The organism is Microbulbifer okhotskensis, from assembly GCF_023895975.1.
Classification (GTDB): Bacteria; Pseudomonadota; Gammaproteobacteria; order Pseudomonadales; family Cellvibrionaceae; genus Microbulbifer; species Microbulbifer okhotskensis.
Window position 1 is genome coordinate 17526 of record NZ_JALBWM010000029.1, and the last position, 21878, is coordinate 39403.

The 21878-nt window shown below is 47.7% G+C and carries 13 protein-coding genes; 9 read left to right on the top strand and 4 right to left on the bottom strand.

Going from position 1 to position 21878, the window contains the following annotated elements; translation table 11 throughout:
* The first annotated feature begins 106 nt into the window (after positions 1-106).
* The 8 genes from MO867_RS09005 (at position 107) to MO867_RS09040 (ending at position 13838) form a co-directional block, all read left to right on the top strand.
* Positions 107-1459, top strand: coding sequence for an alginate O-acetyltransferase AlgX-related protein (locus tag MO867_RS09005; protein ID WP_252466026.1), 1353 nt, complete (start codon positions 107-109; stop codon positions 1457-1459).
* A 111-nt stretch (positions 1460-1570) separates the two neighbouring features.
* Positions 1571-3772 (top strand): glycosyltransferase family 2 protein, encoded by a 2202-nt coding sequence (locus MO867_RS09010; protein ID WP_252466028.1) that lies wholly within the window; start codon positions 1571-1573, stop codon positions 3770-3772.
* A 109-nt stretch (positions 3773-3881) separates the two neighbouring features.
* Entirely contained in the window at positions 3882-5615 is a 1734-nt protein-coding gene (locus tag MO867_RS09015) for an SLC13 family permease (protein ID WP_252466030.1), read from the top strand.
* Between the two features lie 6 nt (positions 5616-5621).
* Positions 5622-6551 (top strand): glycosyltransferase family protein, encoded by a 930-nt coding sequence (locus MO867_RS09020; RefSeq protein WP_252466032.1) that lies wholly within the window; start codon positions 5622-5624, stop codon positions 6549-6551.
* Between the two features lie 104 nt (positions 6552-6655).
* Positions 6656-8584: a capsule polysaccharide biogenesis protein gene (locus tag MO867_RS09025; RefSeq protein WP_252466051.1), complete on the top strand. Its 1929-nt coding sequence runs from the start codon at positions 6656-6658 to the stop codon at positions 8582-8584.
* Positions 8585-8692: 108 nt separating this feature from the next.
* Positions 8693-9748 carry a phytanoyl-CoA dioxygenase family protein gene (locus MO867_RS09030; RefSeq protein WP_252466034.1) on the top strand — a complete coding sequence of 352 codons (1056 nt, stop codon included), beginning with the start codon at positions 8693-8695 and terminating at the stop codon, positions 9746-9748.
* An 884-nt stretch (positions 9749-10632) separates the two neighbouring features.
* Positions 10633-11874, top strand: a complete 1242-nt coding sequence (locus tag MO867_RS09035; protein WP_252466035.1) for a capsule polysaccharide biogenesis protein — start codon at positions 10633-10635, stop codon at positions 11872-11874.
* A gap of 200 nt (positions 11875-12074) precedes the next feature.
* On the top strand, positions 12075-13838 hold the full coding sequence (locus MO867_RS09040) for a DEAD/DEAH box helicase (RefSeq protein ID WP_252466036.1): 1764 nt from the start codon (positions 12075-12077) through the stop codon (positions 13836-13838).
* Positions 13839-13932: 94 nt separating this feature from the next.
* On the opposite strand, the gene MO867_RS09045 is transcribed toward MO867_RS09040, so the two are convergent.
* Both MO867_RS09045 and MO867_RS09050 read right to left on the bottom strand, forming a co-directional pair.
* Positions 13933-14472: a cytochrome b gene (locus MO867_RS09045; RefSeq protein ID WP_252466038.1), complete on the bottom strand. Its 540-nt coding sequence runs from the start codon at positions 14470-14472 to the stop codon at positions 13933-13935.
* Positions 14473-14678: 206 nt separating this feature from the next.
* Entirely contained in the window at positions 14679-15656 is a 978-nt protein-coding gene (locus MO867_RS09050) for a LysR family transcriptional regulator (protein ID WP_305884240.1), read from the bottom strand.
* 168 nt (positions 15657-15824) lie between these two features.
* On the opposite strand from MO867_RS09050, the gene metE reads away from it, so the two are divergent.
* Entirely contained in the window at positions 15825-18059 is a 2235-nt protein-coding gene (metE, locus tag MO867_RS09055; protein WP_252466039.1) for a 5-methyltetrahydropteroyltriglutamate--homocysteine S-methyltransferase, read from the top strand.
* Positions 18060-18129: 70 nt separating this feature from the next.
* On the opposite strand, the gene MO867_RS09060 is transcribed toward metE, so the two are convergent.
* Together MO867_RS09060 and pepQ are read right to left on the bottom strand one after the other, a co-directional pair.
* The gene (locus MO867_RS09060; protein ID WP_252466041.1) at positions 18130-20181 is read right to left on the bottom strand and encodes an amidohydrolase family protein; all 2052 of its coding nucleotides are present in this window, start codon (positions 20179-20181) and stop codon (positions 18130-18132) included.
* A gap of 338 nt (positions 20182-20519) precedes the next feature.
* Positions 20520-21821, bottom strand: a complete 1302-nt coding sequence (pepQ, locus tag MO867_RS09065; protein ID WP_252466043.1) for a Xaa-Pro dipeptidase — start codon at positions 21819-21821, stop codon at positions 20520-20522.
* Between the last annotated feature and the right edge of the window lie 57 nt (positions 21822-21878).

A 21878-nucleotide genomic window follows, 5' to 3' on the forward strand; every position in this document is an offset into this window, starting at 1 on the left:
GTGTAGTTTGGCACGTCAAATCTTTTATAGGCGTGTTTCGTTATGATATTAAATTTACGATTAAATATCGCCAGACAATACTGGCCGTTAAAAATAAAGTGTTTGTTTGATTAATATGTTTAATTTATTTATTACTCAGATTCCCGGGAGAAGACCTGAAATTGTGAGTTGGTGCCTAGACTTCCCCAAGAGTGGAGTGTTGGGGGCAGGTGGCGAAGTTCTGAAAAATGGATTTTTTTTTCAGGGCTGGGTATTAACAAATAAAAATTTACGAGCCATACCTTACGTGAAACATGGCGGAGACAAAAAATACCTTAGTCTCAATAAAGATAGAGTAGACGTTATTGAAAGAGTTGGGAAATCCAAGCAGCTTTGCCGTGCACAATACAAGTGTGGGTTCGGGGAAAAAATCCCTATTAATTCCCCTGGTGGAGTTTTTGGTTTTGAAATTCAAGGGAGGGGATATGATGTAATTAAATTTTCTATTGAAGGGGATCTGAAAGTTTTAGAGGGTAAGGCCGGCTGGCTTTTTTTAGATAATGATTCTAATAATAGCGTTTTGCAGTTTAAGGGCGAACTTGGTTTAAGCGAAAAACAAAAATATGCCTGGAGGTCCTACTTAACTTCATTTGGCAGTCTGGCAACTTCGAATAATTTCGGACATGCTGTATTAATTGCCCCATCAAAAGAGATGGTAATACCTGAATACTACCCATATAAAAGAGGTAAAATTACACCTGTTGACGAGGTTGAAGCAATTTCAAAAAATGAGCATAATTTAATACATCCAGTTTCGCAGCTAAAAGATTTCTGCAAGCGCCCCTTTCGAGTTTGTGATTCACACTGGACTCCAAAGGGAGCCAGGTGTAGTTTTATGGAAATACTAAAAATTCTTAAGCTAGATGAGCAAATTGTGTATTCATTATTCGAAAGCGATGAATATAAAGAGTATTTATTGTGTGGTGATTTAGGTAATAAAATATTCCCACCTCGAAGCGCATATGAAGAACTCCTGCTGAGAGTTAATTATCGAAAACATGTAAGTTATGATAACCATCTACCCAATATGGGTAGAATAATAGTTGCTCATAACGAGAATTCGCTGTACCGGAAGAAAATAATAATCTTTGGTTCTTCTTCGAGTTACACAATGCTTGATTATGTTTGTCGTGTCTTTACAGATGTTATCTTTGTACACTCTGCAGGCAACATTGACAGAAGTGTAATTCAAGCAGAAAATCCAAATTTTGTTGTAGCTCAAACGAACGGTCGTTTTGTGATCAAGCCGCCAAGTACGGAATTTGATCTTCTTCAAGAGGTTAAAAGGAAGTGGGCTGAGTTGGATATGAAAGCCAAGGAAAATATTCTTAAAAATCAAGGGAAGAGGTTAGCGCAAAAAGTTGGTTTTTCTACATATTTTGATAGAATAAACAAAGAATACCATCTTTGCTCCAGTTGATAGTTTATATCAATAGGTTGCGCCTATTGATTCAGGTCGCCTGATTGTATTTTCTGATGACTTGCGTCGTAATTTTAATCTTTGTTACTGAATTCAATAAGTTGTTTTTTAATGTTTTCTTTTCTAAAAAAAAAGATCTCCCTCCTAAAAATACCTCACTTATACAGTGTTGATTTGAGGTATTTTATTCCATATTCCAAGAATAGCTTTTCTGGTTATGGTGATAATGAGTTAACTGCTGGCCCAAGCGGGGCTAGCTTTAATTTTTCTGGCGTGCCCTTGCCCAAAGGGTGGTATATGCTAGAGCTTTTTGCTACTTCAAGTCAAAGTTATTTAGATCTAAATTTTCCTTTGGAACATAGTGGGACAAGGAAAGCAATTGATCAATTTTTTCCAATTAGAAGTGGAAGATTGGCTAAACGACTAATTTGGCTACCAAGGGGGGGGGAGACTTTAAGCATCTCCATTAATTCGGCTAACACCAGGTTGACATTCAATAAGCTTTTAATCAAAAGAGTATCTCGAATCTTCGCAATGGATAGAATGAAATCGCATTTGTCTCGAAGAAAATTGGACTCTTCTAATGATATAGAAAGGTTATGGGTTCGATATAACTCTACTTTCCGAGCTGGGGGGGCTCGCATTTACTATTATAAGTGGATTAAAGATTTAGAAAACAAATTACTACAGAGCTATTCGAGTGGTGTTAAAGAGGGGCATGTAATTTCAATATTAATGCCAGTTGGGCCGCTAGATAAAATTAATAGAGTTATGAGATCTATAGCTTCAATATATGCTCAACATTATAAGTCTTGGAATTTGATTGTTTTATTATCGGATGGAGTGTCTACTGAGACTTCATTACAACTACATAAGTTTTCTGAGTGTAACAAGAAGTTACGTATTAAAAATATTTCTGATTGGAGGGAGTGTACTTCCACTAATCAAAACTCATATTTTTTAGTTTTCCCTCCGCGTGCATTGTTGTCTGAACATGCTTTGAGCATTTTAAATGATGCTATAGTTGCACGCCCAGATGGGCATATTTTTTATGCCGATGAAGACCTTATTAATGAATCTGGCCGCAGAGGAAAACCAATATTTAAGCCGGCATGGAATCCAGATTTATTATATTCAACTAGCTATATTCGTGAATTTGTTTTGTTTAGAGCATCAGTATTACAGAGTGCCGGCACGCCAAATATTGTGAGTGATACTGCGTGGGACTTAACATTGTTTCTGACTGCGATTGGAAATCCGGAAGGAAATTGTAATATATTGCATGTCCCCAGAATCTTGTACCACCGTTTTTCGTTGAAGCATTCGCCCGGATATATTGATTCTGCTAAGATGACAGTTTATAGATATATTTCCAGTTCGTATAATAGTGATGTAAACGTCTGTATTGGCGATAGCGGAAGTCATCTTGATATTTTATGGAAAGTCCCAAAGCCGGAACCACTTGTTAGCTTGCTGATTCCAACCAGAAATCAGCTGGATGTCCTTAAAAAATGTGTATTAAGTATTTTGGGTAAGACCGCATACTCAAATTATGAAATTATAATTTTGGATAATCAGAGCGATGACCCAAATATTCATGAATTCTTCAAAGAGATATCTTTTGATGGTCGGGTTAGAGTAATACCTTTTAATGAGCCATTTAATTATTCGAAAATTAATAATTTTGGTGTCTTCAATTCTAATGGGAGTATTGTAGGGTTAATTAACAATGATGTTGAGGTTATAACTCCCGGGTGGTTGACGGAAATGGTAGGACACGCTTTAAGGCCGGAAATTGGTTGTGTGGGTGCAAAACTTTATTATAATGATCGGCGTATACAGCATGCTGGTGTTGTTGTCGGCCTGGGTGGACTAGCTGGCCATGTTCACAAATTTCACGAAGAAGATAGTGATGGTTATATGGGGCGCCTGAAAGCTACTCAAAACTATCTCGCTGTAACAGCTGCATGCTTATTAATTAGAAAGGAAGTCTTTGAAGAAGTCGGTGGGTTAAATGAAATAGAGCTGAAAGTAGCCTTTAATGATGTAGACCTTTGTCTAAAAGTTGCGCAAGCCGGTTACAGAAATCTGTGGACTCCAAATGCTGAACTTTATCATCATGAATCTGTTAGTCGAGGTATGGATGATACTCGAGAAAAACGTGCCCGGTTTGAAAAAGAAGCAAAATATCTAAAAGAAATTTGGGTGAATAATTTAGAGGTTGATCCCTGTTATAGTCCTTTTCTGACTCATTTGAGGGAGGATTTTTCTTTGGGGTTAAATGAATACAATAATGTGCCAATTGTTAGGTAGCAGTTGACTTTTTGTCGGTATATGTATACACCATTTTTCATCTGGGTTGTTGGGGGGGAGTTAAGGTGTTAATAGAAAATACGATAGTATAGTTAGCGGAAATTTTTTTATGACTCTGATGGAGACTTTTGTATCTATCGTTTTTTTGTTGACCATTGTGTTTTTGATTTTCACAAGGATTAGGCCGTCTTTAATTTTTGTGTCAGCGGCAACACTTTGCTTTTTGAGTGGTTTGGTTACATCTGAGTTAGTATTACAGAAGGCTGTTAATCCAGGCCTTGTCACTCTGGTGATGCTTCTCCTTATTTCAATTGGACTTGAAAAAGCGAGCTGGTTGAAGGCTATTTCTGACGGGCTTATCGGCGGAAAATTCAAGGTGACCTTATTTAAATTGATATGTGTTACGGCTTTAAGTTCAGCTTTTCTAAATAATACTGCTGTTGTTGCAACTCTATCATCTAGTGTCAAGGCACAGCGACGTCACCCTTCAGGAAAGTTGTTATTACCTCTTTCCTACGCTGCAATTTTGGGGGGGACATTGACCCTGATCGGGACGTCTACTAACTTAATTGTAAACAGTTTTGTGCTAGATAAGGGCGAGGCTCCATTAGAGTTTTTTACCTTCCTTCCTGTAGGTATTGGAGCTGTTTTAGTTGGGCTCGCAATACTACTTACGTGCAACCATCTAGTTCCTACTGGCGACACAGTTGAGGAGGAGGTTGCTCGGTATTTACTGGAGGCAGAGGTTATCGATGATTCCTCTCTGAATGGTTACAGTGTTGAGCACAACAATCTCCGTCAGCTTGAAACACTATATTTAGTAGAGATTGTACGTAATGGGCTTAGTATTAGTCCCGTTGCGCCTACCGAAGTGATACGTAGTGGGGATAAGCTGATTTTTAGTGGAGACATTCGCGATTTAGAAAGGCTGCGGGTTATCGAAGGGCTGCGTCTATTTGCCTTGGATGATGATGCTCTCCATATGGATTTAACTGAAGTGGTATTAACTTCAAACTCAAGCATTATCGGTGAAACTTTAAAAAGCTGTCAGTTTCGAACTCGGTTTGATGCGGCGGTAGTGGCCATACGTCGCGGGGGCGATCGGCTTTCTGGTAAATTCGGAGAGATCAGGTTACAATCTGGAGATGCGCTATTGCTGGCCGTGGGTCAGGACTTTAAACATCACCGTAATATCGATAAGAACTTTTTTGTAATAAGTGGCGCTCAATTGCAGCGGCAGCTTTCCCAGAAAAACAGTTGGTTACTTGGAGTTGGATTTGCAACAGTAGTTGCGGGCTCTGCGCTGGGATTTTTTTCGTTGTTAAAGGGGTTGGTGGTATTACTGGGGGGTATGTTGGCGCTTAATATCGTAACAACATCGGAACTCCAGCGGCGTTTTCCCTTTCAAATTTGGGTGATTATCGCCAGCGCCCTTGTATTGGCAGAGGCGTTTTCTGGCAGCGGTCTGGCGGATACCCTGGCTCAGTCAATGCGGTTAGTTTTATGGGATTCTGGCCCATTTGCTGGCGTAGTGGGAGTATTTTTGCTAACCCTCTTGCTGACTGAACTCATGACCAACAATGCAGCCGCAGCACTGACCTTCCCCCTGGCGTGGAGCCTAGCCGAGAGTTTCGGTGTAAGCTGGATGCCGTTTGTGATGGCTGTGGCCTATGGGGCCAGTGCGAGTTTTCTTACCCCGTTTGGTTACCAGACCAATCTGATTGTGCAAAACCTCGGTGGCTATCACTTGCGCGACTTCCTGCGCGCGGGTTTGCCACTCACCATTGCTTATTCGATTACGGTTTTAGTGCTGCTACCGATTGTATTTCCCTTTGAGAGTTGAGTTCAGGTGACTGGTTTGGATCGAGTTAGCCGCTGGCTGATTGTGGAGGAAGGAAGAAATCCCTCCACGGATTATTTTATTTTGCCATACCTGAGAAAATTGGGGGTCGATGCCGAGCGTTTAACTTTTGATCAACTTCCGGCAGAGGGACAACTGCAGGGGGCTGAGGTGATCTTTGTGCGGTATGTCCCTAGCAAGTGGCAATCCTTACTGGATCAAAATTTGGCTAAAATTTCTAAGATCCATTTTTTCATGGATGATGATCTGTTTGATTGGCGTGCCTTTACTGCGATGCCGCTCAGATATCAGGCCAAGATTCTACGTTACAGCTGGTCAAAACAGCATTGGCTGAAATCAGTGGGTGCGCAGCTTTGGGTATCAACGCCTTATTTGCAGCAAAAGTATTCTGATTGGTCTCCTGAATTACTGCAGGCTGGACCCCTAAAGGCAGCTTCCGAACCGGCATTGAATGTTTTTTATCACGGTTCGGCATCGCATCAGGCCGATATCCATTGGCTATTGCCTGTTATTGAAGAGGTTCTTGAGCGGAATTCAAGGCTAACTTTCGAGATCATTGGGAATACCAGTGTCAATCGTCTCTTTTGCAATATACCTCGAGTCAAGGTGTTGCATCCCATGAAGTGGCCCACCTATTTATCTATGCTCCAGGGGCCCGGCCGCACCATAGGCTTGGCGCCACTACTGGATTCACCGTTTAATCGGGCCAGATCACACACGAAATTTTTCGATATTACTTTGAGTGGTGCTGTGGGTATCTATGCTGAAGGTGACATCTATAGCAAGGTAGTTCGTCATCGTGAAAACGGCTTATTGTTACCTATGCAAGCTTCGATATGGGTAGATGGAATTCTTGGTTTGGCTGAGAATGAATTACTTCGAGAAAGTCTATTGGTCGAGGCCAGAAAATGTCTGTAATTGGTCATTGTTCCCTGGGTTTACGCCGATTGCATAACCTGGAAAATTTCCTGGGAGCTCCTTGCCAATATTTTTTTTATCGACCAGGTAGCTCTATAAGCTGTATGGTCGGCTGGGGACTGAAAGCAACGGCCGTTAAGGCAAAGAAAATTGCTACTGGATCAGATCTTCCTTTCATTAGTATCGAAGATGGATTTTTACGCTCCTTGGGATTGGGGGTTCAAGGCGCGCAGCCGCATAGTTTAGTGGTGGATAAAACAGGAATCTATTACGACGCTTCAAGGCCCAGCGATTTGGAAACCTTGATTAAAGACGGCGATTTTTCCCCTTCAGAACTGAAGCGTGCCGAAGCGGGACTGGAATTATTGCGGCTCAACCGGCTTTGTAAGTATAACCAGTCCATAGATCAAGCACTGGATTGGCCGGCTAAGCGTCCAGGCGTTTTGGTGGTGGACCAGACTTTTGGCGATGTGTCTGTTACTGCTGGGCAGGGGTCGGAGAGACATTTTCGGGAGATGTTGGACAGGGCCATTGCAGAAAATCCGGATGCAGAGATATGCGTTAAAATACACCCCGATGTCATAGCTGGGAAGAAGCGTGGATATCTTTTGGAGCTGGCTTCAAGAAAGGGGTGCAGAATCATTGCTGAGGATATCTCCCCCTGGGCAATATTCGATCAGGTCGATAAGGTTTATGTGGTAACTAGCCAGCTTGGTTTCGACGCATTAATAGCAGGTAAAGAAGTACACTGTTTTGGAATCCCCTTCTATGCTGGTTGGGGATTAACCCGGGATCGCCAAAGATCTGATCGTCGCAGTCTGAATCGCACCTTACCCCATGTGTTTGCAGCAGCTTATTTCAGGTATAGTCAATATATAAATCCTTATTCCGGTGACAAGTGTCAGTTCGAGGATACTGTTGCTTTAATTGTTGAGCAAAAGAGGCAGTGGCTGAGATTTGAGGGTACTTGGCTGGGCGTAGGGTTTTCACTTTGGAAGCGGGGCTTTATCCCTAGTTTTCTCGCCAATAAAACTAAAGTTGCTTTTGTTAAAAAACAGAAAGAGATCTCACGTTTTCCTGCGGGAACGAATGTTTTTATATGGGCGAGCCGGGTTACTGATTTATTACATACAAAAATTGATCGGTTGCAGCAGAAACTCTGGCATGTAGAAGATGGCTTTTTACGCTCGGCGGGATTGGGTGCAGACTTAGTGGCGCCTACCTCTCTGGTATTTGACGGGCGTGGTATTTATTTTGATGCCAGATCCCCGAGTGATCTTGAAGTTATTTTAAGCGAGACCATTTTTAGTGCCTCGCTGCTGGGTAGAGCTCAAAGTTTACACGCGTTGCTGCTGAGTAAGCGAGTGACCAAGTACAATATGGCGGGGGCTGTTTGCTTGCCTCTTCCCAATAACCAGTGCGTTATCCTAGTGCCTGGACAAGTGGAAAGTGATGCATCTATTGCCTGTGGCTCTCCTGTTGTAAAGAGTAATTTATCTCTTTTGGAGCAGGTAAGAAAGGCGAATCCGGATGCATATATCGTCTATAAACCTCACCCTGATGTTGTCGCCGGTGCTCGTCTTGGAGCATTGCCGTCAGGGGCCAAGCCAGTTTATGACACGCTCGTCAATGAAGGGGATATATCTCTCCTTCTTGACCGGGTTGATGAAGTACACACAATGAGTTCACTAGCTGGGTTTGAAGCCCTGTTGCGTGGAATTAAGGTTGTAACCTACGGTTTGCCTTTTTATGCTGGCTGGGGATTGACCCATGACGTCTTGCTTTCCAGGCGAGGGCAGATAAAAGCAGACCTTGAAGATTTCAGTGCCCGTAGAGGGCGCAGGCTCACTTTAGACCAGCTAATAGCAGGCACCTTACTGTTATATCCGGTGTATGTGGATAATACGTCTGGCGATTACATTGATGCGAAAACTACGGTTGAGTTACTTGAAAGAGAGCGAGCTTCGAAACGCCGAAAGAGTCTTTTGATTAAGTTTTTTTATTGGTATCGAAGGAAATTTTTACAGTATTGATAGCAGGGTGGTTATTCCCGCTGCCTACATCTGGGGTTAGATTAGATGCTAATCCCCTTGGTTGACCTGCGAGCATAAATATTCTTTTGGATTTTTAAGGAGGCAGTTATGCTGCGGTCCATATTACATTTGACTTGGAAAATACCAAAGTGGTTATTTGAATTACTTAGTTGGGGGAAGAGCTTCAAGAACAATCCTATCTTAGGCAATTATTGGCTAAATCGTTGCGGCCTGCATGTTTTCAGGGTGCTGTTGGCTCATTTTTTATTCAGATTCCGCCTGCTTCTTCTTTCGCCTTTGGTGTCATCTGAGTGTCGTCGAGAATTCATTAATAATGGTTATATCCTAAAAGAAAATTTTTTGCCGCAAGTACAATTTACTAGATTGGTTGAGGAACTGAATAAATTTGAGGGGCCGGTTAGGGAGGTAATTGAGGGGACAACGGTCACTCAGAGAATTTTCATGGATTTCGAAGAAAGGAAAAGAGCACCTGAGTTTCAGAGATTTGTGAGAAATGAAAAACTGGATCGGTTAATGCGATTTTGTTCGTCAAAGAACCGTCCACCGTTATTCTATATTGAAAATCTTTGTAATCATGAAAATGTGGACCCACGGCCAGATCCGCAACGCGATCTCCATGCAGATACTTTTCATCCTTGCGTAAAGGCTTGGCTCTATATAGATGATACCAGCGACAAAAATGGTTCTTACGTTTACGTATCAGGCTCTCAGCGGCTTACCTGGCAAAGGTTGACGTGGGAGTACAAAGAGAGCCTTGAAGCCTGTAAGAAAGGGGTTGAGCGAGCATCTGGACGCTATTGGGATGGGTCCTTTCGAATAAATAAAGAAGACCTTGATAAAATGGGCTGCCAGGTTAAGAAATTGTCTGTTCCGGGTAATACTCTGGTGGTGGGGAATGTCTATGGTTTTCATTGTCGTGGAGAGGCACTTGAAAAATCTAACCGGATGACAATTTGGATGCAGGCTCGCGATAATCCATTTAACCCCTTGTTTACTCCATTTCCCAAGATAACCGCGAAAGCCTTTGAGGGGGTTTGGAAGAAGGCGTTAACCCGGCTTGACCGGGGGAAGGTGAAGAGTGGAGAGCAGCGTAACTACTATGGCCGTCTTTCTCGGCTTCGTGAGGAAGAGACGGTCGACTAGCTAGACATTTTGTGTGAATTTACAGGAGGGATCATCTCTTAAAACGAGGTTTATGTCTTTTCTGTAAATTATTTTTGATGAGTACTATGGGTCTTATTATGCCGGTTCACGGTGTTATTTATTATGATCAGAAATATATACGCCTCGACCTCAAGTGGATAAGCGAAAATTTGCTCCCATTGTATTATCTGTGATTTGCTGACTGGATTTTTTCCGGTATCTGGGTTTGGTGGGGAAGAGATCGGCTCACCTGGGGCGATTACAGCTAGGTGTCTAAAGTGCCTTAATGAGAATTTCAGTCCTGCAAAGGTGCTTTTTTTGCCCTGTAAGATATTAATAGATCGGATGCCTAGCTTTATTTTTGCGATGTACCCAGGGCGGGAACTGTTTGTCTGTTAGTGAAATTGAGCGTATCTAGCGTGGTTATTTAGGCTGGCATATTTTTTTTCTTCGTATACCATGAGGCGCTTAAAATTTGGTCGGTATCTGGTACGTTATAGATGCTAGTGGCTTTTTAAGCCGTACTCTCTTTGCTTGATGCTCTATATGTATGAGGGGCCTCCCTGATTAATCTTTGATGGTCGATATTTATGGCGGATTTATGCTGGTTGGTACCAGTAATGCTAGATAGAGATTGTTACTGTAGAAGAATATAATTCTATTTGGTAGAATTCCGCGCCAACTGGCACCCCTGTGCTTTTTGTTTCTGACTTAATTGTCGGGCTTTCCAGTTGGTTTTGCCGGGATAAGGAAGTGGTGCATTCCGCTGCGTCAGTGAGTCCGGTATCCAAAGTGTGGAGGACAGCAATTTTTCTTCGTCCATTTTTCATGCATGCTCAAGTCGCGATGCACCAGATAACTGAACTCCAGGGGTACGACACACCATGTCTGTGGCAGTCTTTTTACAGGGACCTCATGGTCCGTTTTTCGCGAAGTTAGCGAAGAGGCTCTCACAGCGGGGCGTAATTACGCACAAAATTAACCTCAATGGTGGCGATCGCTATTTTGGTTGGGCAGATTTTCAGAGTGACTTCGGTGGATGCGAGGGTGACTGGTCATCCTTTTTTCGGGCTTACCTTTTAGAGCACAGCGTTGAGGCGGTATTTGTTTATGGTGATTGCCGCAGTTACCACTCTAAAGCTCGCGCTGTTTGCGAGTCTTTGAACATTGCTTTTGCTGTGTTCGAAGAAGGATATTTGCGACCAGATTTTGTGACCCTGGAGTGGGGTGGTGTCAATGCTTTTTCTGAAGTGAATTGGTCTCGAGAGGCTATAGAAAGGTACGAGCCAAGTGGTCGTCAGCCTGGGCTACCGGTGGGGCAAACGTTTTGGCATCGCGCATGCTTTGCGATTGGCTATTACGCGGCAATGCGTTTAGCGAATTCGAGATTCCCGCAGTATCACCATCACCGCAACCGGGATTGGAAAGCTGAGGCCATTTGCTGGTTGCGAAGCTTTGCTCGCAAAGCGCTGTATAAAGCGACGGAGCGCTCTTTGACCCCCAGGTTAGTTGGCGAATTTAGCCGGCGCTTCTTTTTGTTTCCCTTGCAAACACGCGATGACTTCCAGCTGCGAGAACACTCTGATTTACTCTCAATTGAGAATGCGATTGATGGGGTGCTGAAATCTTTTGCTGAAAATGCCCCAAATGATGCGGTGATAGTGATAAAGCATCACCCCATGGATCGCGGTTTTTGCCACTATCAAAAGCTGATCGATATTTTGGAAGTGCGCTATAGCATTCAGGGCCGGGTAATCTACTGTCATGATTTGCACCTGCCCACGTTGCTCGACCACACGCTCGGTGTAGTGACTATCAATAGCACCGTCGGTATTTCTGCGCTGTTACATAAAGTGCCGACCAAAGTGCTTGGTCGGGCGCTGTATGATATGCCTGGCTTGACCCATCAAGGTGTGCTTTCGAGTTTTTGGTCTGAGCCGGCGGCGGTAGATTTCACCTTGTTCCAGCGTTTCCATACCTACCTTTATGAGCAAACGCAGGTAGATGGCAGCTTTTCTCGGGCTGCGCGCCTCACAATTGATGGGGTGGCAAAACGCTTGCAGGGTGTTGCGGTGGGGGGATCCCTGTTCGGGCTATCCGGCGCCAGTAGTAAGGATGCAAGCTAGCTTTGTGGTCTAAGCTGTCTTACGTCCTGTTAGCCCCAGGCTTCGCTTTGGGCCTGGGCGTTTGTAGGTTGCCATCTGGTATGGCTACCTTTTGTTTAAAAAATAGGCTGATCTGGAACGTCTAACCTGTTAGACTGCGCGGCCTTTTACCTACCGCTCCGGTCCCGCGATTGGGACTTTGGCTTCAAGTGACTTCCGAAATGACCGATACCCCTAAAGCGGCCGGCTTTGACCAGTTGGGTCTGCCGCCTGAACTCCTCAGTGCCATCGAAAAGCTCGGCTACGAGACCCCATCCCCGATTCAGGCTGAGACAATTCCGTCCCTGATGGAGGGGCGTGACGTACTAGGTCAGGCCCAGACTGGTACTGGCAAGACAGCAGCTTTTGCTTTGCCGCTACTGGCCAAGCTGGACCTCAACAACCGCCGCCCTCAGGCACTGGTGCTGGCGCCGACCCGTGAATTGGCCATCCAGGTGGCCGAAGCTTTCCAGTCCTACGCTTCAAAATTGAAGGGCTTTCATGTAGCGCCGATCTACGGCGGTGCTGATTACCGCGGACAGATGCAGCAGTTGAAGCGCGGCGTGCAGTTGGTTGTGGGTACACCTGGGCGGGTGATGGACCACATGCGTCGCAGCTCCCTGGACCTGTCGAACCTGAGTACTCTGGTGCTGGATGAAGCCGATGAGATGCTGCGCATGGGCTTTATCGACGATGTCCAGTGGGTGCTTGAGCAGATTCCTGAGGAGCGCCAGATCGCCCTGTTTTCTGCCACCATGCCCAAAGAAATTGCCCGGATCGCCCGTGAGCATTTGCGCGATCCGGTAGAGGTGAAAATTCGGGTTAAGACCGAGACTGCGGAGACTATTCGCCAGCGTTATTGGCCGGTTGGTGGTTTGCACAAGCTGGATGCGCTGACCCGTATTCTGGAAGCGGAGCCGGTAGATGCCACGATCATCTTCGTTCGCACCAAGAACAGTACCGTAGAGCTGGCTGATAAGCTGGCGGCTCGAGGTTTTGCCAGCGCCGCGCTGAACGGGGATATGGCACAGAACCTCCGTGAAGGAGTGATCGATAAACTCAAGAAAGGCAAGCTGGATATTGTTGTGGCTACCGACGTAGCGGCGCGCGGCCTGGATGTGAAGCGCATCAGTCACGTAATTAACTACGATATTCCCTACGATACCGAAGCTTACATCCACCGTATCGGCCGTACTGGCCGTGCTGGCCGCGAGGGCGATGCGATTCTGTTTGTGGCGCCGCGTGAGCGCCGTATGCTGCGCGTGATCGAGAAGGCCACCAAAAAGGCTATCGAAAAGTTGGAGCTGCCCAGTGCGGAGGTGGTCAACAGCGCCCGTATGCAACGCTTCCGCGAGCGCATCACGGCGACCTTGGAAGGCCAGACCGATTTGGCTCCTTACCGTCAATTGGTTGAGGAATTTTTGGCTCAGAACGACGTGGATCCACTAGACGTTGGTGCAGCGCTGGCATCTATGGCCCAGGGAGACCAGCCTCTGCTGATTCAAGAAAATGAGCAGCGGCCGCGCAAAGAGAGACGCGAGCGGGACGAAGATTTTGATGGGCGTCGCCGCAAGAAGGAAAGTTTCGAGAAGGACCGTAAGATGTCGCCCCCCGATGAGGGCTTGGAGCGTTTTCGGATTGAGGTGGGGCGCGATCAGGGGGTGCGTCCCGGTAGCATTGTCGGTGCCATTGCCAATGAAGTAGATCTGGACAGTTCCCACATTGGCCGCATTGAAATTTACACGGATTTCACCACCGTAGATTTGCCTTCAGGAATGCCAAAAGAGATCTTCGAGCACCTCAAGAAAGTGCGCGTTGCAGGCAAACCGATGAAAATCACCCGCTTTGATGAGGCGGGCGTGAAGCCAAAAGGCAAGCCCAAGAGCAAGCCAAAAGGTAAGCCAAAAGGTAAGCCAAAGTTCACTCGTGGCAATAGCGACAAGTGAGTTAGGGTCTTTTGTTACAGGCTGCTTAGGTGATTCAGGAGGGGCGCACAGGAATGTGACGCCCCTTTCTTATTTTTCCCTTTCCAAGCTCCTTTTATCGTTGGGGCAGCATGCGACTAAGCGTGTTGTCGCGTATCACGAAGTGATGCCAGAGTGCAGCGACGATGTGAAGTCCTACCAATATCAGTAGCGAAGGCCACAGAACCTCTTTGTGCAGGAAGGCGATCTGTTTGCCCAAATCTGGATTTTTTGTCAGTAATTCAGGCACTGCAAAAAGCCCAAAAAATTCGCTACTCCGCCCAAATAGCTGGCGCATAGCGATGCCCGATACCGGCATGGCAATAATTAGCAGGTAAAGCCCCCAGTGGGTTAAGCCGGACAGTGCTTTTTGCCATTGATTGCCCTTAAGTTGCGGGCGTTTGTGCCGTGTGCGCCAGTAGAGGCGCAGGGTCAGTAAGAGCAAGACTCCGATGCCCAGCGAGAAGTGCAGTTGCATAAACCAGCCGCGCATAGGGTCTCCCCTTTCATAAAACTCATGCAGTTCGACAGCCCCCCAAACCGAAATTAAAAGGAATACAAAAAGCCAATGCAGCCCTTTGCTCACCGGATTCCATCGTTTCACTGAGTTTGACATAGAGCGTCTCCTACAAAATTCTACTCTTTGGTTGGCAGTCAGCCAGTATTACGTGTACTTATTTGTCGAGTGGTTTTACCGGCCTCGCCGGGTATTGCAAAAGTTTGATCTTGTGTGAATTATCGAATGGTGTTGTGCCTGCTTTTCGTATTATTCATGGGTTGATTTTCCCTGCCCAGTTAACTTTTGTAAGGCGTGGGCGCCTATTAAGTGGCTTCAGTCATTGTTGGGCTGGCCCTGGCCCTGGCCCTGGCCCTGGCGGTGCGGATACCTTGCAGATTGGCGAAGCAGGTATTGCGCGCGGTTTTGAGGAAATCAGCCAAGTAGGGCTGCTCCCGCAGATCTTCCCTTACCGCCGCGTAAAGCGTGCTCCAGAGGCCTTCTCTGCCGAGCTGTAATTGGGCGACAAATCCCTTTTGCAGATACTCGTATAGAGCCCAATTGGGCAAGGCGCAAACCCCACGGCCACTGGCGACCAGCTGTACCATCATTACGGTGAGTTCTGCGGTGCGGATACCGGCGGGCTCCACGCCTGCGGGGTCGAGGAAGTGCTGGAATATATCCAGCCGCTCCCGCTCTACGGGATAAGTAATTTGAACCTCTTTGGCTAATTCCTGTGGCTCCACCCAGCGTCGCTTAAGTTCCTGTAGCAGAGAGTGCTTGAGGCTTATGGCAAGGCACATCTCAAAACTGAAAAGCGGTTCATAATGTAATCCCTTGAGCTCCGGGTCCGGATTGGAGGTTACAACCAAATCCAGGTCGCCGCGCACCAATGCTGGCAGGGGGGCAAAGTGAAAGCCACTGCAAAGATCCAGTTCCACCTCGGGCCAGCCATCGCGATAGGTGTTGAGGGCGGGCATCAGCCACTGGTAGCAACTGTGGCACTCAATCGCAATATTCAACCTGCCGGCTTGTCCTGATGCCAGGCGTGCCAGGTCGCGTTGTGCTACTTCCACTCTCGGCAATATGTCATCGCCCAGTTGCAGTAACCTAAGCCCAGCACTGGTAAAGCGCAAAGGCCGTGACTTGCGCACAAAAAGTTCTTGTCCGTGGCGGTCTTCCATCTCGCGAAACAGATGTGACAGGGCGGACTGCGTTAGATGAAGGCGCTCCGCAGCCCGCACCAGGCTGCCGGTTTCCCGCAATAGGCTCAATGCGCGTAAATGACGCAATTCAATCATCATGAGTTTTATTCATGTTTAATACAAAAAATATGAAATTGATTGAACAACACTGTGCGGACACAATCAAGTCAGAACTTCCGTAAACGGTGGTGACCCGGTCATCGCAAGTGCGGGTGATTGTTTTTGGGGTGTTGGGCCCCTCACAGGAATGGACTTGGGAAAACGAACATGGTGCAGACACATATTCTCGGCTATCCGCGTATTGGCGCCGACCGCGAACTTAAAAAGGTCCAAGAGGCCTATTGGCGTGGAGATATCCCTCAACAGGAATTGCTGGCGGTGGGCGCTGAGATTCGCCGGGCAAACTGGCAGGCGCAGAGCGATGCCGGCCTGGCCTGTGTGGCCGTGGGTGATTTTGCCTGGTATGACCAGGTGCTCAATCACTCGTTGATGTTTGGTGTGGTGGGTGAGCGATTTGCTGAAGGTGCTGCGGACAACAAGCTGGACCAGTATTTCCGTCTGGCCCGCGGCCGTGCGCCCTCGGGGCAACCGGTAGCGGCGTGCGCTATGACTAAGTGGTTTGACACCAATTACCATTATCTGGTGCCAGAGCTTTCCAGTGATCTGGAATTTCTTCTGGATAGTGAGTGGTTACTTACCGAGGTTCGTGAAGCCCAATCTCAGGGACACAAGGCCAAGCCGGTTGTGATTGGACCTTTGACTTACTTGTGGCTTGGACGGGGTTTAGACAGCGGCCTGGAGTTGCTGCCGAAACTTTTGCCCTGTTATGCGGAATTGCTGTCTCAGCTCGCTGAGTTGGGCGTAGATTGGGTACAGCTGGATGAACCGATACTGGGCCTTGACTTGCCAGATGAGTGGCGCGGCGCATTTGATAGTGTCTATCAGAAAATTTCCGGCGTTGCCGCAGAGCTGAAATTACTGCTGGCCACCTATTTTTCTCCCCTGCGCGAAAACCTGCAATTGGCTTTCTCCCTGCCGGTTTCCGGCGTCCATATCGATTGTGTGCGCGCGCCGGAAGAACTGGAGACCGCCGCTCAATTAGCGGGGGAGCACCTGGTGTTGTCTACCGGCGTAATTAATGGGCGCAACGTATGGCGAGCCGACCTGGAAAAATGGCAGCGCACTTTAAAGCCTTTGGCAGAGCAATTGGGCGATCGCCTGTGGTTGTCTGCCAGTTGCTCGCTGTTGCACAGCCCGGTGGACTTGGAGTCAGAAGTTTCCCTGCCGAAGGAGCAGAGGCAAAAGCTCGCTTATAGTCGCGAGAAGCTCCAAGAGTTGGGCCGCTTGCAGCAGCAGCTGGAGGCGGCAGCGGCAGCCATCGTGTCTGATGAAGAAATTCTGCAAACTAGCCGATCTGTCGCTGCTTGCCTGCAGGATACCTGGCGTGAGCAGCGCTACCTGGAACGCTCGCCGGTGCAGGCGCAGCGCTGGCAATTGCCGTTGTTGCCCACCACGACGATTGGCTCATTCCCTCAAACCGACCTTTTACGCGGTGTGCGTCGTAAGTATCGCAACAATGAAATTACCGAAAAGGATTATCGTGAGCACCTGCGTGCCGAGATTGGCGAAGCAATTCGCCGCCAGGAAATCCTCGGCCTGGATGTGTTGGTGCATGGCGAAGCCGAACGCAACGACATGGTGGAGTACTTCGGTGAGCAGTTGGATGGCTTTGTCCACACCGGTAACGGTTGGGTGCAGAGTTATGGTTCCCGCTGCGTGAAGCCACCGATCATTTTTGCTGATATCTCCCGCCCCAAGGCCATGACGGTAGAGTGGAGCAGTTACGCTCAGAGCCTAACCAGCAAGCCGGTAAAAGGCATGCTGACGGGGCCGGTCACTATTCTCAACTGGTCATTCCCAAGGGAGGATATTCACCGCAGTGAGAGTTGTTTACAGATTGCCGAAGCGCTCCGTGAAGAAGTGTTGGATCTGGAAGCGGCAGGGATAGGCATTATCCAGATTGATGAGCCGGCCCTGCGTGAAGGTGTGCCCTTGAGAGAATCTGAGCACGAGGATTATTTTGCCTGGGCAGTGGGTTGTTTCCGTTATACCTGTAGCGAGGTGAAAGCGGAGACACAGATCCATACCCATATGTGTTACAGCAATTTCAATGCAATTATGGATGCGATTGTCTCGCTGGATGCCGATGTGATTACCATCGAGTCGGCCCGTTCCGACTTGCGCCTGCTCAGTGCCTTTGCTAAAAAAGTCGGTGGCTACCCCAATGAAATTGGCCCGGGTATTTATGATATCCACTCTCCCAATGTGCCGGAGCGAGGGGAGTTGGTGGAACGGTTGAAAAAAATTGCCGAGGTGGTACCGGTTGAGCGACTCTGGGTGAACCCGGATTGCGGTCTTAAGACCCGTAATTGGGCCGAGGTGGGTTCATCCCTGCTGAATATGGTTGAGGCTGCGCGCGCAGTGCGCACCGAATTGGCTTAATAGCCGTTTGATAAAAAAACCGGCCATCGTTCTGATTGCCGGTTTTTTTGTGCTGAGTTAATTTGTCCTGTTATTCGGATTTGGCCACAACCGTTGTAATGCTGTTTAACTCAAAAGGCACTGATGGATGGAAAGGCTTAATACCCAGGGCTGTGTACAGTTCATCGGGGCGATACAGGTTTTGCCCTTCAAGGACCAATGCCGTGCGACGTAATGCCGTGATATCCTCCAGCGGATTTCCTTCCAGCAACACCAGGTCTGCATTTTTACCCACTTCAATACTGCCGGTGTATTGATCGGCCCCCATCACTTGCGCCGGTACCAGGGTGGCGGTGCGTAGCACGTCGATATTGGGGATACCCGCTTTGGCATACAGTTCCAGCTCACGCAGCAGGGTGAAGCCGGGAATACCATCGGAACCTGCTACCATAGTGACTTTATGTTCATACAGCTTGCGCATCATTTCCAGCAGGGCTTTTGCTGATAGGTCGTAATCATCCCGGTGTTCCGGTTTAACATCCAGCTCGGCACCGACAAAGTGGCGCTGAATGTTGACCGGCAGATGCTCGGTAATATCGGCGAATTCCGGGTCCACCTTGCCCTGTTGGCGCAACAGCATAGAGCTAAATACGGTGGTAGTTGCATCTACTACTGTGCCCTTTTTGGCCAGTTTATCGAGGAAAACTGCTACTGCCTTGCTGTTCAGGTCCAGTTCGTGCCCGTGTTCTCCGAGTTCGGTAAAGCGCAATTTCTTGCGCGTATCGATCTTGCCCATAAAGTTGAGGAACAGCATATTGATATGCTGGATCTCATCAAAGCCGGCATCTACCGCTTCTTCTGCAGTCATAAAAGCGGGGATATGGCCGGATAAGCGCATATTATTTTCGTGAATATGTTTCGCCAGTGGGGCGATCCACTCAGGTTCCATAGAGCTGTAGGTTTTAATTTGTTGGTAGCCGCGCTCCGCATACCATTCGACAATTTCTTTGGCCTCTTCAAGGCTATCGGCGGTCTTGCCCATGCGCATGGAATTTTCGCTTTCCCGGTCCATAAAGCCTGCGCGGAACAGGTCACCACCGATAATCTGCTCAGACTCGAACAGGCCGGAGATACGTGAAATATTTTCGTGGGTATTACCGATATCGCGCACATTGATAATACCTGCGGCCATATTCAGTGTGCCATCGGTGGGAGATAAGTGTGCATGCATATCCCAGAGTCCGGGAATCAGTGTATGGCCACGGGCATCAATAATTGTTGCACCTTTCAGCTTGATCGGCTTTTTACTGATCTGTGCGATTTTTCCATTTTCAACTAATACATGACGTTTTTTCTGCAGCTTGCCCGCTTTGATATCGACCAGGTTAACATTGCTGATCAGGACCGGTTGGGTTGAAGTATGAGTGTGTTTCTCGGCAAGCTCCTGCAGGTACTGGTCTGCCGCTGCGACTTGTCGGGTTTTCAGTGCCTCCAGATGTGATTTATCCCAGCCTTTACGCAGAATGGCGAACCAGCCGCCTTCATCAGCGGCAAACAGATTCCCACTTTCATCGTACCAAGCTAAATCGGGTGTAAATCCAAGGCCGCTAATGCCGTAGAGGTAAATCGTTTTTTTCTCGCCGTCTTGTTGCAGGGTTAATTGATCGAGTTTATGCAGGCGTGCATTTCCCTGAGGTAGTAAATTGATATTTTGGTCTGCATCGGCAAGTAGTGCTTTGACTAATTGCGCTTGTACGGCGAGAGTACTGTTTTTGGGGATATAAAATTGGGCTTCGGAGGTTTTTGCACTGCCATGCTCATCGGAGCCCTGCCAGCGGGCAATGCCATTTTCTATAGAATACTCTTCACTGACGGGAGCGCCGAAAGGACTGACACCTTCGATGGATAACCGTTCGGGTATCGCTGCATCACCGATAGTAAAGCTCTCTTTAAGGTTTAGACGGCGGTTATTCCATCCGAGTTTTAATTCGCCGGAAACCTTCGAACCCTCTTGCTCAATAATTTCAGTGCCGGCAATACCCTCTTTATCGTAAAAAACATACTCGATCGATTTCGCAGAGACAGAGTTGGCGGCTGTTAATACAGTGGCGGCGATCAACGCCGCCAGTATGTTTTTTCTCATGGGATTTGCCTTTTTTTGTATTTTCCGTGGCGGAGGTTGGATGTTTTTTTATATTAAGGCAAGGGACATGGGGTAGTGAAAAGTGGGTTGGTTAGAGGGATTCGATAGAGGGAGAAGTAAGAGCGGTAGGGCGTTTGAAGAGTCTGCGAACAATCGATTTTTTTTGATTTTTATTGTGGGTCCTCAGCAATCAGATTGAAGGTAAAGTCCCCCTTCTGGTTGCTGAGCTATTCAGTACTCGGCAGCTTCTTGAGTAAGCTGCCGAGTGACTTCTTGGCAACCCGATAGGGAGTGAGTCTTTGAATAAACTCGCTCATACTATCGCTGCAGGATATGGCTTACTCTATGCGGGATAGGTTTTCATTGCCCGTTGCATGCACCACCACATTATCTTCAATACGTACGCCGCCGTAGGGACGGAAGCTGTCGACTTTATCCCAATGTACTTCTGTGGCGAGATTTGAGTTCTTCAGTTCCGCGAGCAAACTATCGATGAAATAGAGTCCTGGCTCTATGGTAAAGACTTGGTTTTCCTCGATAGTCCGGCTGGTACGCAGGAAGGGGTACTCTGCTGGTGGGGGTGTAGTGCCACCGTCGGGTTCGCTCTGGAAACCGCCCACATCGTGGACCTGCAGGCCGAGGAAGTGACCCAGGCCATGAGGTAAAAATGGGCGAGTCAGGCCGGATTCCACCGCGCTTTCGGCGGAGGTTTTGATAATGCCAAACCGGGCGAGTAGTTCACCGACGTTCAAATGGCACTGGCGGTGTAGCTCAGGGTAGGGCAGGCCGGGCTTAAGCCCATCCACCAGCTCCAACTGTTTCTCATTCATAGCCGCTACCAGCTGAGCGAATTCGGTGTTGGCGTAGGCATAGGTGCGGGTGATATCCGCACAGTATCCGTTGCAATCGGCCCCGGCATCAATCAGGAAGCTTCTCAATTGTGCTTCAGGCAGGCGAGTGGTGGACAGGTGGGTGTAGTGCAGGATCGCAGCGTGTTCATTTAAGGCAACGATATTGCCATAGGGCATACGGTTTTCGCCCTGACCGGTAGCTCCGAGGTAAGCCTGGTTGATTTCAAATTCGCTGTCACCGCCGCGGAAGGCCTGTTCGGCGGCGCGGTGACCCGCTACGGCAATGCGATTGGCCTCACGCAAGCAGGCTACTTCGTAAGGTGTTTTGTAAGCGCGCGCCCAGTGCAAGCGGTTGATCAAAAGTTCCGGGTTTTCGTCCCCGAGGGACCAGCCCTTTAGCTTTTCACTTTCGCCGATAAAGGCAGCATTCTCTGCGTTCAGGAATTCCTGCGCATCGGCGGGCTTGCTCAGAAGCTCGATATCGTAGAACTCACTCCAAAATGTCTGCGGAGCAGGCGGTACATAGTGCCAAAAGTCGACAGGTCGATAGAACAAAAGCTTCGGCTTCTGCCCACGTCGGTAGATGACCCAGCTGTGGGGGTTGTCAGTGATGGGGGCCAGCGCCTTAAAATGGGGATTTACCTTGAAGGGATAGTAGTTGTCATCCAGGAGCTGCACCCTGGGGGCACCACTGAATACGTTGAGGGTATCAAACCCGCTTTGTTCGAGTATTTCGTCGTAGCGGTAGCACAAAGTGGCCATATGATCGGCGTAAAGGTTCTTATCCATGTTCTCCCCGGAGTGGATCGCTGAATCGTTAAGTCGGCATAGTGTATAGTCTGGCTT

Bases quoted from the DNA above. Each gene is read 5' to 3' on its own strand.
- MO867_RS09010 (WP_252466028.1), top strand. From the start codon at position 1,571: ATGTTTTCTTTTCTAAAAAAAAAGATCTCCCTCCTAAAAATACCTCAC.
- MO867_RS09015 (WP_252466030.1), top strand. From the start codon at position 3,882: ATGACTCTGATGGAGACTTTTGTATCTATCGTTTTTTTGTTGACCATT.
- MO867_RS09025 (WP_252466051.1), top strand. From the start codon at position 6,656: ATGGTCGGCTGGGGACTGAAAGCAACGGCCGTTAAGGCAAAGAAAATT.
- MO867_RS09030 (WP_252466034.1), top strand. From the start codon at position 8,693: ATGCTGCGGTCCATATTACATTTGACTTGGAAAATACCAAAGTGGTTA.
- MO867_RS09035 (WP_252466035.1), top strand. From the start codon at position 10,633: ATGTCTGTGGCAGTCTTTTTACAGGGACCTCATGGTCCGTTTTTCGCG.
- MO867_RS09040 (WP_252466036.1), top strand. From the start codon at position 12,075: ATGACCGATACCCCTAAAGCGGCCGGCTTTGACCAGTTGGGTCTGCCG.
- MO867_RS09045 (WP_252466038.1), bottom strand. From the start codon at position 14,472: ATGTCAAACTCAGTGAAACGATGGAATCCGGTGAGCAAAGGGCTGCAT.
- MO867_RS09050 (WP_305884240.1), bottom strand. From the start codon at position 15,656: ATGATGATTGAATTGCGTCATTTACGCGCATTGAGCCTATTGCGGGAA.
- metE (WP_252466039.1), top strand. From the start codon at position 15,825: ATGGTGCAGACACATATTCTCGGCTATCCGCGTATTGGCGCCGACCGC.
- MO867_RS09060 (WP_252466041.1), bottom strand. From the start codon at position 20,181: ATGAGAAAAAACATACTGGCGGCGTTGATCGCCGCCACTGTATTAACA.
- pepQ (WP_252466043.1), bottom strand. From the start codon at position 21,821: ATGGATAAGAACCTTTACGCCGATCATATGGCCACTTTGTGCTACCGC.